Consider the following 15,408-nt stretch of genomic DNA (forward strand, 5'->3'; position numbering starts at 1 on the left):
GAGAGAACCATGTTCAACCGCAAGATGAAAATGTTCAGTCTGATCGTTCTATGTTTTTTCGTGGTGTTGGCAGGTTGTTCCTCAGCGAATACCGCGACCCCGTTGAACGGTGCGGCCCCGTCCAATAACGAAACGCCATCCGCGGCGTCGCCGAACAACGGCAATGAAGAGAAAATCGAATTGACCTTCTATTACCCGATTGCGGTGGGCGGTCCGCTTACCAAGACCATTGAGGCGATGACTCAGGAATTCACGAAGCAGCATCCGAATATCACGGTGAAGCCGGTTTATACCGGAAGCTACGCGGATACGGCCGTGAAAACGCAAGCGGGCGTAAAATCCAAAACGCCTCCGGATGTCGCGGTGCTCCAGGCGACGGAGCTGTTCAGTCTGTTGGATATGAATGCGGTCTTGCCGCTGGACGACTTCATTGCGAAAGAGGGCGGCGAAAAATTTATTTCCGACTTTTATCCGGCATTCATGGCCAACTCCCAAACCGGCGGCAAAACCTACAGCATTCCTTTCCAACGCAGCACGATCGTTCTTTACTATAATAAGGACCTCTTTAAAGCGGCCGGGCTGGATCCGGCGAAGGGGCCGCAATCGTGGGAGGATATGAGAACATATGCGGCCCAATTGTCGAAAGACGGCACGTGGGGACTGGAAATTCCGGTCACAGGATTCGGCTACTGGATGCTTCAAACCTTCGCGCTGCAAAACGGGGTTAACCTGATGACCGAGGATGGCAAAAAAGTGATGCTCAATACGCCGGAAGTCATCGAAGGCTTGCAATATTGGGTCGATCTGGCGAAAAAGGACAAGGTGATGCCGGAGGGCGTAACGGAGTGGGGGACCGTGCCGTCCGATTTCCTGGAAGGGAAAACGGCGATGATGTATCACACCACCGGGAATTTAACCAACGTCAAAAAGAATGCCAAATTTGATTTCGGCGTCAGCTTCCTGCCGATGAACAAAAGCTACGGAAGCCCGACGGGCGGCGGCAACCTCTATATCTTCAAAGACATTGATCCGAAAAAACAGGAGGCCGCTTGGGAATTCGTTACATTTATGACCGAACCGGAACGCGCCGCCCAATGGAGCATCGACACGGGCTACGTGGCCGTCCGCAAATCGGCGTATGAAACCGAGCGCATGAAAAAATATACCGCCGACTTCCCGGCTGCGCTGGTCGCCCGCGATCAACTGGAATATGCGGATGCCGAGCTGTCTACCCACAACAACGGCAAGATCATGAAAATTGTGAACGACTATGTGCAAGCTGCGTTAACCGGCGAAATGACTCCCGCGGAAGCGATGAAGAAAGCGCAGGAAGAAGCGGATAACGTACTGGCTGCGTTTAACAAGTAACCCGAAGGCTGGGGAATCCGTCGGCTTGGGCCGGCCGGGCCAGCCCAGGCCGGCCTCCCGTTTCGATTTTCGGCTGCTTCGATGGAGGGAGCTTGCTATTGAACCGAAGAAACTGGATTCATTCATTTAAAACCGGCATGTTTGCCTGGCTGCTTCTGATTCCGTCGCTGATTTTTCTGTTCTTGTTCACGTTTTATCCGATCGCCAAAACGATCCGGCTCAGCTTGTATGAGGCGAACCTCGCCACCCCGATTCCCGTTTTTATTGGCCTGGATAATTTCCGCCGTTTGTTTTCCGACGAATTGTTCTGGAAGGTCATATTCAATAATCTTTGGTTTGCGCTCGGCACCGTTCCCGCTTCGATTGCGCTGGCGCTGGTTATGGCGATTGCCGCCAATCGGGCCTTGCGCGGCAGCATCTTGATGCGCACGGCTTTCTTCTATCCGACGTTGATCCCGATGATTGCCGTCGCCAATATTTGGCTGTTCATCTATACCCCCAAATACGGATTGCTCAGCCGGCTGGCGTTATGGATCAGTGAAACGGACCACAATTGGCTGGGCGACCCCGGCCTCGTCATGTGGGCGATGATCGTGATGATCATCTGGAAAGAAGCGGGTTATTTCATGATCTTTTATTTGGCCGGATTGCAGAACATTTCGCCGGATTTGTACGAATCGGCGCAACTCGACGGGGTGGGGAAATTTACGGTGTTCCGCAAAATTACGTTTCCGCTGCTGATGCCGACGACCTTGTTTGTCAGCATTGTGGCGCTGACGAATTCGTTTAAGCTGGTCGATCACCTGTTTATTATGACGAAGGGCGGACCGAACAACGCCAGCAATCTGCTGCTGTACCACATTTACGAAACAGCCTTCGGGTTCTGGGATCAAGGCATGGCCTCCGCGCTGACGGTCATCATGATTGTGGTTTTGCTGGCGCTTGCAGCCATGCAGTTTTTCGGCCTGGATAAAAAAATTCATTATCGTTAATGCCACCGGAAAGGCGGATTCAAGGTGTTTAAATCGCTGACTGTCAGTCGCCTGATGATGTTTGCGGCCGCCGTCATTTGGCTGGTGCCGCTCGTGTGGATGACGGTGACCGCTTTCCGTCCGAAGCAAGAGGCGTTATCGGCGTTCTTTTCCCTGAATTTTACACTGGAAAACTTCGCGAAAGTCTGGTCGGCCGCTCCTTTTGCTCAATATTACTTGAACACCGTCATCATTGTGGTATGTATTTTCGCGGTGCAGATGGTCACGGCGACGTTGGCGGCTTATGCTTTTGCCCGTTTGAAATTCAAAGGCAGCAACGTGCTGTTCATGCTGTTTCTCGTGCAAATTATGATACCCGCCGACGTGCTTATTTTTCCGAATTACCAAGTGCTTACGGAAATGTCTCTGCTCGATACAAAGCTCGGCATCATGATTCCATATTTTGCCTCTGCTTTCGGAATTTTCCTGCTTCGCCAGACGTTCATGACCATTCCGAAAGAGCTGGAAGAGGCGGCGATCATGGAAGGCTGCTCGAAGTGGCAAATTTTGTGGCGCATCTATGTTCCGCTGGCGCGTCCGGCATACATTGCCTTCGGGCTCGTGTCGGTCAGCTACCATTGGAACAATTTCCTGTGGCCGCTGATCGTTACGGATTCCGTGGAAAACCGGCCGCTTACCGTGGGCTTGTCGATTTTCGCCCAAGCCTCCGATACGGGCGCGCAATGGACGGAGGTCAGCGCGGCCACCTTGCTGGTGATTGCACCGCTGATTGTGTTGTTTTTATTGTTCCAGCGGCAATTTATCAACAGCTTTATTCAATCCGGCATTAAATAAGATTCATGCGAAACGAGAGGTGTAAAAACAGATGAAACGATTGGCCAAATATGTATACGGCTTTTTGATTGTTACTCTGCTGTGCGGATTGCTCCCGTTCCATTTATTTCAACCGCAGGCTCATGCCGAGGAGGCCGGCAGAAAATCGCTGGCTGTAAGCAAAACGTTGACGCCTCCTGTGATTGACGGCAATGTGCATGAGTCTTTCTGGAAAATCGAACAGACTTTGGACGTCCGGGTAGGCGAGGGGACCTTTAAGGATGCGAAATTCGGATTATTGTGGGACAACCGGTATTTGTATATCGGCGTGAGAGCGGATGATGACAATCTGATCTCCGGCGCTTCCGGATACTGGTTTGAACAGGATAACATCAACTTTTTCCTTGATCCGACGAAACACCAGTCGGCTCCGTTCGCCAGCGACGATATGCAGATCGGCTTCGTGTATCAGCCCGGAACGACGACGCCTGAATTTCACTTTGGCGCCGCGCTGAACGGTCACAGCGGCAAAGACGAGAAAAAGATTTTGCGAGCCATCCAAACGACCGGCAGCGGCTGGTCGCTGGAGGTGGCGATTCCATGGGATATGCTCCATTTCGATCCGGTGACGACCAAAGAGCTTGGACTGGAAGTCGGGGTTACCGACCGGTATGGTCCCGATACCGCCCAGCAGCGAACGCGTTATTGGAGCGCATACAACTCAAGTTCATTTTGGAATGATACGACCGGCTATGGGGTGATTTCCCTTGTCGACCGCGATCCGGTGTCGGGCAGCGTAAATCCCGTGTTATTGGATGAAGACTTCGACAGCTATCCGTCGGGCACGATTCCTTTCGGCTGGATTACCGATGGGAGTGCGGGCAGCCCCCCGTTTTCCGTGGTGCAGGATACATACGGCAACGGACGAATGGTGTTTGATGGGAAGGGCGCCGGCAAACAGGGCAGAATTACAGCACCCGTTCAGTGGGACAACTATGTGATTGAGGCGGATGTCCGGTTCGAATCCGTGCTCGACCCCTCACGATGGGCCGCTCTCATGTTCCGGGGCGCTTCCAATGGGAAAAGTCCCTATAACCAAATGGCGATCCGGCTCAACGGCACCTATGAGCTGGCCTACCGAAAACTGGATAACGGCTGGTACTCGCCCACACCGATCAGCGGAACCTGGAAGCCGCTGGCGCTGAACCGCGACTACACGATGAAGGTCAGGGTATTCGACAACAATGTCAAGGAATATATGAAGGAGGCAAGCGATCCCGACTTTACCCTTGTGACGGACAAATGGATGACTTCCAACGTGCTGCTGGAGAGAGGCAAAGTCGGCTTGCAGGCCGATCAAAGCAAGATTTCCTTCGACAATTTGAAAGTGACGCGAATCACGGTCGACCGCATCGATACGACGATGCCGGCGACGGTGGAAGCTTTGACCGGGCCGGTCAGTGTGACGCACAGCGTTTATTTCTCGGACGGCATCACGGAATCGGTTCCGAGCAGCCGCTTCAAATACTATTCATCCGATGAAAGCATTATTCGAATCGTCGACAATCAGATTTATCCGGTCAAGCCGGGCACAGCCAAGATCAAGGCCGTATTCGATAATGCGGAGACGGAACAGACCGTTACGGTAACGCCGTCGACAACGGGCTCCCAAGTCGTTTCATTAGAGCATGACGACGGGTACATCCTGGCGGTTGCGGGTCAGGAGATTAACCTGAACGACCTGATGTTTACAGGCAAATATAATGACTTCTCGACGGGCACGATTCCGGGAGACGAATTAACCTGGTCGTCGACCGCAAGCGATGTGGTCATTGAAGGCGGAAAGTTGAAAAAAGCAACGAAAAAAGGCATCTTTACCGTTACTGCGCAAAAGGACGCCGGCATCTTCCATTTGACGGTCGCCGTCAAGAATCCCGAAGATGCGGAATATGTTCTTTATGAAGAAAACTTTGACCAGCTTGCAGACGGCGCTTTGCCTCCGGGTTGGGAAAGAATCCAAGGCTCGACGCCAAGCGCCGCCGCCGTGAAATCGGGAGCTTTTGAACTGGATGCGACCAAGAGCCCCGACAATCCGTCGCGCATCTTGCTCCCCGATTATTTGGGAGCCTTCGGCGATTATAAAATTGAAGCGGACGTCACTCACCTGGCCGTGAACGAATCAAGCCGGTGGCACTCCATCATGTATCGCGTACAAAACGGCAATTATCCTTATTATCAAATGGCTGTAAGGCAAAGCGCATCCTCCAACGGAGTCGAGTTTGCGGAGATGACCCCCGGCAATGCGTGGAACGTCATGGAGAAAGCGTCGTATACTGAAAATATTCAACCGGATCGCATGTATCACTATACGATCAAAACCAAGGGCAACCGGGTTCAGGAATGGATCGGCGAGCAGTTGATCATCGATACGGATGCGGCCACGGCTTATCAAAAAGGCCGAATCGGGCTGCAGGCGAACGGCAGCAAAATGAAGGTGGACAACATGAAAGTTACCCTGCAGGAAAGCCCGCTGCCGCCGATGTCGGCGGAACGATATGTCCGCGTGGCCGCGCCGGAAACGAAAATCGCGCTTGCGCCTTCCGTCGTATCCGAAATCAAATCGCCCGACGATCTGGCGGCGATGAACGAAGCCACATTGCCGGCGACGGTGATGCTGTACGTAACCGCCGATTTGCAGGTGACCGATCCATCCGGCACGGCAAAGATCGGCAGCCTGGAGTCCGTGTTGGGCGAGCTTGGAACCCGGATGATTCCGGCCTTCTATGTCAAGGACGAGCAAACGGTGGACCGGCTGATCCAATATCTGAAATTGCAGGCACTTGAAGATGCGTTCCTCGTTTCCGACAACGGCGAGCTGGTGAAGCGGGCCCATGCCGCGTATCCGATCATCCGCGGTATTGTGGATTATAGCGCGGTGGGGGCCATTGCCGGAGAAGATCTGCTTGATATACGGAGAAATACGTCCGCCAGCCAGGCTCGCATCGCCATCCTGCCGCAGAAGGCCGCCTCCTCCAAAGAAACGGTCGATTATTTGCAGCAGCGTTCCATTATGGTGTGGGCGCGGGAAACGGCCGGTCCGGCGGAGCAGAACATCGCCATGCACAGGCTGATTACAGCCGGGGTGAACGGGATTGTGACCGATGCGCCGAGTGCGGCGTTCGATGCCTTCAAGGTGTATTCGAACCAAATAACCCTGATCCGAAAGCCGTACATGATTGCGCACAGAGGTCTTCCTACGAAGGCCCCCGAAAATACGATCGAGAGCAACATCCTGGGCCTGGATGCCGGCGCCGATTTTATTGAAAACGATATGTTGCTCAGTAAAGACGGGCATTTGGTCATCGTGCATGACAATACGTTGGACCGCACGACGAACGGCACCGGACAGGTCGAGGATTACACGCTTGAGCAATTAAAGGCTCTCAACGCCAATAAACCTTACCCGACAGGTTTTCCGGATGTGAAAATTCCGACATGGATCGAGCAGATCGAGTTGGCCAAATCGAGAGGCAAAATGATCGAGTCGGAAATCAAATCCGCGAAGCCCGAGGCGGTCGAAGCTGTAGTCCGGGTCATCCGGGAAAACGACGCGGAAGATATAATCAATATCATGTCCTTCAATACCGAACAACTCGTGCGGATGCGGCAACGGATGCCGGAAATGCCGACGGGCCTGTTGGTCAGCCGCGTCAGTTCCGATGAAACGAATCCCAACAAATCGTTGCGGGATGCCCTCAAGCAGGTCCAGGGGATCAATGCCACCTTTAATGTCGGTTATTACGGACTCGGCAGAAATTTCCTGGAGGCGGCGCACCATCGGGGACTTCTGGTCTCCCCATGGACGATCAACAACAAAAACGACTTCATTTCATTTTTCCTGATGGGCCCTTGGGGAATCACCACCGACTATGCCGACTACGCTTCGGACTGGGCGGCGTCCATTCAGCCGGAAAAAGACCAGTATGCCATGAAGCAAAATTCCAGTATGTCCATATCGGCCATTGTTGAAAGCTACAAGGGCGAGGAAACGGTCGTAGTTCCCGAAATTGTGGTCATCGACGGGCAGGATGCGCTTGTCGTGAGCGGAAACAAAGTGACCGCCAAGAAAAAGGGCACGGCGCATGTGTTGCTGCGATATACGGCCGCTATCGATGAAAGCCATCAATACGACATCTACACCCAGCCGGTGACCATTACGGTTAGAGATGACAATTCCGGGGGAAATAAAGGCGGAAACAGCGGCAATTCAGGCGGAAATAGCGGCAATCCAGGCGGAAACAGCGGCAACTCGGGTGAAAACGGCGGCCATCCGGGCACGGGTGAAGACGGGGAAGAGAGTTCCGATCGCCCTGAACGGCAGATTGAAGCGATCGACGGCAAATTGGCCGCCGACACGCTGAAGGAGGTATTCGCATCCGATTCCAGAGTCGTTGTGAAATGGACCGGCCAACAGCTGGAGCTGCCGGCGGAGGGTCTTTCCGGCGCAGACGCCGACAATGGACATATGTTGATCATCCAAAACGACGATGCCGGGTATATATTACCGTTGTCGGCCTTGAGGCTTGACGCTTTGGCGCGGGAGCTGAATACGAGCGTAAGCGGCTTGTCCTTGAGAGTGACGATGCAAAAAGTAAGTGCCGGCACTGCTTCCGCAATCGAGCATGCGGTGAATGCGGCAGGCGGAAGGCAAATTGCCGAACCGGTTCATTTCGAAATCGAGGCGGTTGGTCGGGAGGGCCGGTCGGTTCCCGTCTCATTCGGCGCCACCTATGTTGCGCGCGAATTGACGCTAGACAAAGAGGTGGATGTGAAGAAGGCAACCGGAGTGCTGTATGTCCCGGAAACAAACGAGGTCAGGTTCGTTCCGACGGTCTTTGAAACGAAGGGCGGCAAGACCACAGCCGTATTGAAACGCAACGGCAACAGCATCTATACGGTCGTTGAGAATAACAAAAGCTTTGCCGATTTGGCCGGTCATTGGGCCCGGGAAGATGTCGAGCTTCTGGCCAACAAGCTTGTGCTGAACGGAGTCGATGAAAGCCGGTTCGACGGCGAGCGCAATGTAACGCGCGCTGAATTCGCGTCGATGCTTGTCCGCGCATTGGGATTAAGCCCTGTGGCTGACAGGAACCCCTTCAGCGATGTTGACCCTGCAGCCTGGTACGCGCATGATGTGGCTGCTGCGGCGGCCGCCGGCCTGATCAGCGGCTACGAGGACGGCTCGTTCCGTCCGAATCAGGAGATCCGGCGCGCGGAGCAGGCGGTCATGACGGTCAGGGCGTTGGCCTATGCAGGGATCGATGCGGCGGTTTCGGCTTCGATGCAGGACGATATCCTTGGGCGCTTTGCGGACGCGGACAAAATCGGTTGGGCCGGAGCGGATATCGCCGCCGCCGTACATGCCGGTCTGATGAACGGGATGTCGCAAGATCGGCTGGATCCGGACAGCCATGCCACCCGGGCCCAATCCGCAGTTATGATCAAGCGATTCTTGAGCAAAGCCGAATTTATCAACTAGACAACATCACCCTTCATCGAACGCTTGGCCAAACTGCGCTTGAGTTAGGAGGAATCGATTCATGGCGGAGGTCGTATTCAACCATATTGTCAAAAAATATCCGGGAAATGCGGAAGCGACCGTGAAAGACTTTCATTTGGAGATCCGTGACCGAGAGTTTCTCGTACTGGTCGGCGCTTCTGGCTGCGGCAAATCGACGACGCTTCGCATGGTTGCTGGGCTGGAAAGCATCACGGCAGGCGAATTGTATATCGGCGGCCGTTTGATGAACGATGTCGCCCCGAAGGACCGGGATATCGCGATGGTGTTTCAGTCCTATGCCCTGTACCCGCATATGAATGTTTATGACAATATGGCCTTCGGATTAAAAATGCGCAAATTCAAAAAAGCCGAGATCGACGCCCGCGTGCGCGCAGCGGCCAATATTCTGGATATCGGGCATGTCCTGGACCGCAAGCCGAAGGCTCTCTCCGGCGGCCAGCGCCAGCGCGTCGCTTTGGGCCGGGCGATGGTCCGCGAGCCGCAGGTGTTCTTGATGGACGAGCCGCTGTCCAATCTGGACGCCAAGCTCCGGGTGCAGATGCGCGCGGAGATCGGCAAACTGGCCCGGAATCTGGGGGTCACCGTGATTTATGTGACCCACGATCAGACGGAGGCGATGACGATGGGCGACCGGATCGTGGTGATGGATCAGGGCATGATTCAGCAAGCGGCGACGCCGGAAGAAATTTATAACCGGCCGGTCAATATGTTCGTCGCCGGGTTTATCGGCTCGCCGGCAATGAACTTTATCCGGGGCGGGCTTGAGGAATCGGAGGGCCGCTTGACCTTTCGCGCACCCGGATTGAACGCGGAAATTCCGCAAGACCGCGCCGAAACGCTGCGCCGGAAAGGGTATGCCGGCAAAGAAGCGATCCTTGGCATCCGTCCGGAGCATATACATCCGTCGGGATTGGAGCCTGTCGGCTCGGCGCGGGCGGCGGCGGACGCGCTGATCGAAGTTGCGGAGAATCTGGGCAACGAAATGACTCTCTATCTGAAGGGAATCGGCCAGCAAAATGTGACCGCGCGGATCGGCAATCATGCCGGATTTCAGGAAGGAAACAACGTGAAACTCTCGCTCGATATGAATAAAGCGCATTTTTTCGATCAAGAAACGACGGCGTCTATCTTGCCGTGAACCCTTGTGCGGGTTTGCGGTAACGAGTCGGAAATGCAGAAAGGCCCGAGATCAATTGGAATGAGCCCCTTATAGTAGACATCGAAAACCCCCCTGGGTATTTTGCCGAATTCTTGATATGATCCCTCTTGTGCAGACAGTGAGAATGAAGCCCCTTACTGTAGACGCAGGAGGGGTTTTTTCGTGGAAAAAATCAAAAACCGTGTATGAATTGTCATCTCAATCATTCTTTTGTTTAGAAATTGTATAGACGGACCGGTTATACTGGATGATTAATACTAGGCGGATGCATCTCGTTAGGTTAAGGGGTAAGCGGATGAAAGCGATTCTTGTGGATGATGAAAGGCAGGCATTGACTTTACTGGAAAATCAGTTGGTTAAATTTGCGGGTGTTCATGTTATAGGGAAGTTCACTGCCCCGAAAAAGGCTATGGAAAAAATACTTCTTGAAGATGTCGATGTGGTGTTTTTGGATATTCATATGCCGGAAATCAACGGGATCGAATTAGCCGAGAAGATACTGGCGCAAAAACCCGGAGTAAATATTGTCTTTGTAACAGCCTACGACAACTATGCCGTGGAAGCGTTCGAACTTCACGCGCTGGATTACATCTTGAAGCCGGTCAGCAAAGAACGTTTATTGAAAACCGTCGAGAGAATAAAAAAACGAAAAAAAGAAACCGAAAGCAGCAATTTCCAGGCCGATCAACAGATGCTGCATATTCAGTTATTTCGTCAAGTGGCGATCGGATTCAAGGGGCAGCATCTAACCGTTATGCGTTGGCGTACGACACGGGCCGAGGAATTGTTCCTGTATCTGCTGCAACATCGGGGACAGCTCATTCGCAAATCGGTTCTGCTCGATTTGCTTTGGCCCGAATTGGAACAGGACAGGGCCTATCCGCAATTGTACACGGCCGTTTATCACATTCGAAAAACTTTGGAGTCTTTCGGCTCGCATTTTCAAATATCCAATATTATGGACGGGTATATTTTGAAAAGCCAGAATGTGTTGATCGATGTAGAGGAATGGGAAAACTTTATCAGCGCCGAATTGCCGTTATCGGCCGATACGATCGATGACTACGAAAAAACGATGGATTTGTATACGGGGGATTATTTGCAGGGATACGATTATTGGTGGGCCGAAAGTGAACGTCACCGGCTCATGCTGCTGTGGCTTCGAACATCGTTTCGCATGGCTGAATGGTATATGTCGTGCCATCGTACGGAAAAGGCCATCGAGAAATATCTTGAAATATGCGAGCGGTATCCTCAAGCGGAGGAGGCCCATTTTGCTTTGATGGCCATATATGCCTCGATGGAAATTCATTTATTGGTGCATCGGCAATATCGATTGCTTACCGCCGTGTTGCGGGAGGAATTAAATGAGCAGCCGAGCCGGCACATTACCGAATGGTATCAAAATTGGTGCCGGACAAATAAATTTGAAATGAAGAGTTAATCCGAATCGGGGCTTTCTAGACCGGATAGTCTTTCAGCTTATTGCGTATTTCAATTTGTTTAAGCATGCAATATCTGATAATGTCGGAACGCACCGATTCATTCATATTCAAAAATTCCAGAGAAATTCTGTAGAGATGGTCGCTTTGTTTCATGCAATTCACGATTTTTCCGTGAAAAGAAACGGCTTTCTCGAAGTTGTTCGTTTTCAAGTGGAGTGTTCCGCGAACCAAAATTCCATTTTCCATCGGATTTGGAAAATGAAAGGAAACGCCTCCTCCGCTAATGTCTCGGGTCGTCAATTTGATAGTTTCGTGCTGATTCGCTTTTTCGGCCGGGTCCAAAACCAATTCCAATTCAGTTTCAACGGGTACACGGAAAAAGCGTCGTCTCTGCGCTTTTTGAATGGAACCTGCCGGAGGGATCCTGATGGCCACTTGATTTTGATACAGACGGATCGTTGCATCGAAAGTGAATAATCCCAGACTATTATTATGAAAAAAGACCGTTACCGGCATGCCGTTCGTTACCTGCATGTACATTTTCTGCTGATTGATCGGTCTTTGAATGTAAAGAAACTGATTGTCTATCTTGAGAATCAGCGTTTGAAATATTTCTCTCTCCAACGTGTGAAGCTCCAGCAGTTGGCCCTCCCATAACTCGACCCCATCCGGAAATTCCATGATGAGAAACCCCTCTCTGCTATTTCTCTATAGGCTGCTAACCAATATCGCCGCACTAACGGTCTGCAATTAAGTACAACACGACAAACTCTACAATTTCTAAACATCTAGCCCTTTATACCTAAATCGTTTGAAAACACAGACCGTTTTTTTGAGAAACTGTAGAGCTTCGGCGTTTATAATTGCGTGCAAAAACCAAGCTGTGGTCTTGTGGGACAACCAGTGGGGGGAGGTATACGGTTTTTTGGACAATACGGATCCGATCTTGAAAAATGTCGTTGGAAAAAGGATCAACCGGGATGTTTTCAGCGGCAGCGGGGCTTTGCTGATACCCAGATTCACCCGAATTACGCATGATCATATGCAGATTTTGGCGAAACATTCTTTTGACCCGTAACGATATATCCCCGATGGGTTCATATTCCGGAACGAAGTCTTTTCATCATGACAAAATGATCGATGAGGCGGTTTTCCAGGTCAGGGGAATCTTTGAAGAAATCCGTGAAACCGGGAAAAATTCCGCTTGCGGATTTATGCACCAACATCGTTCCGATCATTCATGAGGTATCCGATGTTACGAATTTATTGGGTTTGTTTGCTGCTCTTCAGAGTAAGGATGATTATACATACCGTCACAATATTGCCGTAGGGGCCATCTCCAGCCTCATCGGGAAATGGCAGGGACTGGACCGCCAAGAATTGACACAGCTGGCGGCTGCGGCAATGCTGCATGACGTCGGGAAAATATTCATACCGCAGCACATCTTGAACAAGCCGGGCAAATTAACGGATGAAGAATATGCCCTGATGAAAAATCATACTGTTTTCGGCTATGAACTTCTGAAAAAGACCGCCGGTATCCATCACCGGCAGGCGCTGGCCGCGCTTCAGCATCATGAAAGGATGGATGGCAGCGGTTATCCGTACGGTTTGAAGCAGGAAGAGATCGCAAGTTTCAGCCGTGTGGTATCGGTTGCGGACGTATTCCATGCCATGACATCAACGAGAGCGTATCGAACGCCTTCCCCCTTTTACGAGGTGCTTTTTCAAATGGAAAAGGATACATTCGGGGCACTGGATCCTGCAATTACCCGATTATTTATTGAAAAAATCATGAACAGTTTAATTGGACATTCCGTTTTGCTTACCGATGGGAACGAAGGAACGATTCTGATGGTAAAGCCGCATGATCCTGCGCATCCTCTGATTCAGGTCGGCAACCGTTTTATCGATCGGAGCAAGGATGGTTCGTTACTGATTAAAAAAATACTGTAAACGGATGATGAATTGGGGAGCGGGTATAAACCGGCTGCTGAAAACAAAGGGGGAATGAACATGGCGCGCGTTCTGATAGTCGATGATGCCGCGTTTATGCGCCTGATCATCAAACAAATGCTTGTCGAAGACGGGCATGAAGTTGTCGCTGAGGCGCAAAATGGACAAGAAGCCGTCCGTGCGTATGAAATTTTTTCGCCGGATCTGGTTCTTATGGATATTACGATGCCCGAAATGAACGGCATCGAGGCTGTTCAAGCCATCAAATCGATGGATCCGCATGCAAAAATCATCATGTGCTCTGCAATGGGGCAAAAGCAAATGGTCATTCAGGCCATTCGGGCAGGCGCCATTGACTTTATCGTGAAGCCTTTTCAAAAGGAACGTGTGAGCGGAGCCGTAAAAAAAGCGTTATCCATCGCTTAATTCCTCAAAATCGATTTTCCCTGCTGCTTACCGCTCCGGGAGCAGCGCACGCAGTTCATAGGAAACTTGCTTTGCTTTTCGCAGCACTTCCCGGATCACCGGAGAATTCGGCGAGACATCGAGAAGACCTGTTATCCCGATCACCGTAATCGCGCCGGCCATGGCGTGGTTTCGGTGAAAAACCGGTACGGAAATGCCGGTGTAGCCGGGGATGTAACTCGCAACGGAATACCCGCGTTCGCGAATCTCATCCAATTGTTTCGCAAACTCGCTTTCGTCGAGTCCGCTTTCCGCCAGTCCCTTTTCGATGAACGGACGCGTTCTCACGGGATCATAAAAAGCCGCAAAAAGCCTGCCGGTGGAGCTCGTGATCATTTTCAAAGGAGCCCCGCTGACCACAATCTGGATCGGTTTCTCCGTATTTTTTTGCATCGTCCAATAGGGTCCGTAATCGTCGGCCCAAACGGCAAAAGCCGTCAATTCCCCCACACTTGAACTTAATTCGGTCAAGCGGGGTTCGATGATTTTATTCATATCCAGCTTGCCGGACGCCTGCAAACCGAGAATGGCGAGATTGAGGCCGAGGGAATATTTGCCGTCGTCCGACTTGTTTAAAAAACCGATTTTGCAGAAGCTCACCAAGTAGTAGTGCAGCTTGCTCGGAGACATTTCACACCGCAAAGCGAGCTCTGAAATCGAAGGCGCTTCCTCCGACGATGCGATTTCCTTCAGAATGCGGTATCCGATCTCGACCGATTGGATGCCTTGTGCTTCCTCCAGCGACTTTCTCACGGTTCGCGTCACCTTCCGTCAGACCCGAGTTCACAAAACCGAAAACAAACAAGCCGGGTGCTTGCAGGGAACCCGGCATTCCGCGTTTATGCCTATACGGTCCACCTTTTTCCTTCCAAGCCCCCGGCCAGAATCGGATTGGGCACTTTCATTTCAAAAATGGATTCGACACTCGTATAGTCATAATATCCCATGCGCGCCAAAGGACGAATCTTTAAAATGTCAATTTTTCCTTCCGGCGTGATGAATTCATCCTTGATATGGATTAACAAGACCTTGCCGATGATCAGGTTAATGGCGTCTTTGCCGTTCCCCGGAATTTTAATCGTCTGGGTGTATTCGCATTCCAATTGTACGGGGGATTGAGCGACACGATACGGCTTTACGCGAACCGAAGGCGCTTTCTCCAGGCCGGCGACCTCGAATTCGTCCACTTCCGGCGGATAGGGAGCCGAGGTAATATTCACCGCTTCGCGCAAGTCGTACGTGGCCATATTGTAAACAAACTCCCGCGTTTCTTCGATGTTGACGATCGTGTTTTTGGGTACGCCGTCCAAACCCTGATTCGCCGAAATCATGACGTATGGAGGGTCAAAACCGAGATTTTGAAACTGGCTGTATGGCGCCAAATTCGGAGTTCCGTCTTTGCCGAGCGTCGAGATCCACCCGATCGGCCGGGGGACGACGCACGATTTGAACGGGGTCCATTTTAATCCATGGTCGTTTTTCTCCGGGTCGTAGTACATGCTGCTTCACCCTTTCGTCCGTTATGATATAAAAACCTGAATTTCGAAAGTACGACTCTTTGAAAACGTGAAAAGGGCTCCAAATCTTTGGTAGAATGGTGTTTGTCCAATACAACATCACCCAAAGAGA

Annotated in this window: 12 protein-coding genes; 9 read left to right on the forward strand and 3 right to left on the reverse strand. The window is 51.7% G+C overall.

The window, feature by feature from the left end; translation table 11 throughout:
- Nucleotides 1–9: 9 nt before the first annotated feature.
- The 6 genes from BLW49_RS27210 to BLW49_RS27235 all read left to right on the forward strand — a co-directional run bounded on the left by BLW49_RS27210 (nt 10) and on the right by BLW49_RS27235 (nt 11,357).
- Entirely contained in the window at nt 10–1,368 is a 1,359-nt protein-coding gene (locus BLW49_RS27210) for an ABC transporter substrate-binding protein (RefSeq protein WP_256209955.1), read from the forward strand.
- A gap of 137 nt (nt 1,369–1,505) precedes the next feature.
- Nucleotides 1,506–2,360, forward strand: coding sequence for a carbohydrate ABC transporter permease (locus BLW49_RS27215; protein ID WP_090728067.1), 855 nt, complete (start codon nt 1,506–1,508; stop codon nt 2,358–2,360).
- Nucleotides 2,361–2,414: 54 nt separating this feature from the next.
- A complete protein-coding gene (locus BLW49_RS27220; protein ID WP_090728068.1) occupies nt 2,415–3,194 on the forward strand; it encodes a carbohydrate ABC transporter permease in 780 nt (259 codons plus the stop codon).
- 31 nt (nt 3,195–3,225) lie between these two features.
- A complete protein-coding gene (locus BLW49_RS27225) occupies nt 3,226–8,712 on the forward strand; it encodes a glycerophosphodiester phosphodiesterase family protein (RefSeq protein WP_090728046.1) in 5,487 nt (1,828 codons plus the stop codon).
- A gap of 61 nt (nt 8,713–8,773) precedes the next feature.
- Complete coding sequence (locus BLW49_RS27230; protein ID WP_090728047.1) at nt 8,774–9,892, forward strand: ABC transporter ATP-binding protein; 1,119 nt, start codon at nt 8,774–8,776, stop codon at nt 9,890–9,892.
- A gap of 316 nt (nt 9,893–10,208) precedes the next feature.
- Nucleotides 10,209–11,357 (forward strand): response regulator, encoded by a 1,149-nt coding sequence (locus BLW49_RS27235; RefSeq protein WP_090728049.1) that lies wholly within the window; start codon nt 10,209–10,211, stop codon nt 11,355–11,357.
- A gap of 16 nt (nt 11,358–11,373) precedes the next feature.
- Here BLW49_RS27235 and BLW49_RS27240 read toward each other — a convergent pair whose 3' ends face one another.
- Complete coding sequence (locus tag BLW49_RS27240) at nt 11,374–12,039, reverse strand: flagellar brake protein (protein WP_090728051.1); 666 nt, start codon at nt 12,037–12,039, stop codon at nt 11,374–11,376.
- A 244-nt stretch (nt 12,040–12,283) separates the two neighbouring features.
- Here BLW49_RS27240 and BLW49_RS29000 point away from each other — a divergent pair, with 244 nt between their 5' ends.
- From BLW49_RS29000 to BLW49_RS27250, 3 genes are all read left to right on the forward strand, one after another.
- Nucleotides 12,284–12,436 (forward strand): hypothetical protein, encoded by a 153-nt coding sequence (locus BLW49_RS29000; protein ID WP_177178855.1) that lies wholly within the window; start codon nt 12,284–12,286, stop codon nt 12,434–12,436.
- 92 nt (nt 12,437–12,528) lie between these two features.
- Nucleotides 12,529–13,314: an HD-GYP domain-containing protein gene (locus BLW49_RS27245; RefSeq protein WP_177178856.1), complete on the forward strand. Its 786-nt coding sequence runs from the start codon at nt 12,529–12,531 to the stop codon at nt 13,312–13,314.
- A gap of 60 nt (nt 13,315–13,374) precedes the next feature.
- Entirely contained in the window at nt 13,375–13,740 is a 366-nt protein-coding gene (locus BLW49_RS27250; RefSeq protein WP_090728054.1) for a response regulator, read from the forward strand.
- Between the two features lie 27 nt (nt 13,741–13,767).
- Here BLW49_RS27250 and BLW49_RS27255 read toward each other — a convergent pair whose 3' ends face one another.
- The gene (locus BLW49_RS27255; protein ID WP_090728056.1) at nt 13,768–14,532 is read right to left on the reverse strand and encodes an IclR family transcriptional regulator; all 765 of its coding nucleotides are present in this window, start codon (nt 14,530–14,532) and stop codon (nt 13,768–13,770) included.
- A 92-nt stretch (nt 14,533–14,624) separates the two neighbouring features.
- A complete protein-coding gene (locus tag BLW49_RS27260) occupies nt 14,625–15,278 on the reverse strand; it encodes a flavin reductase family protein (protein WP_090728058.1) in 654 nt (217 codons plus the stop codon).
- Nucleotides 15,279–15,408 lie beyond the last annotated feature (130 nt).

Source organism: Paenibacillus sp. PDC88 (assembly GCF_900106725.1).
Taxonomy (GTDB): Bacteria; Bacillota; Bacilli; order Paenibacillales; family Paenibacillaceae; genus Paenibacillus; species Paenibacillus shunpengii.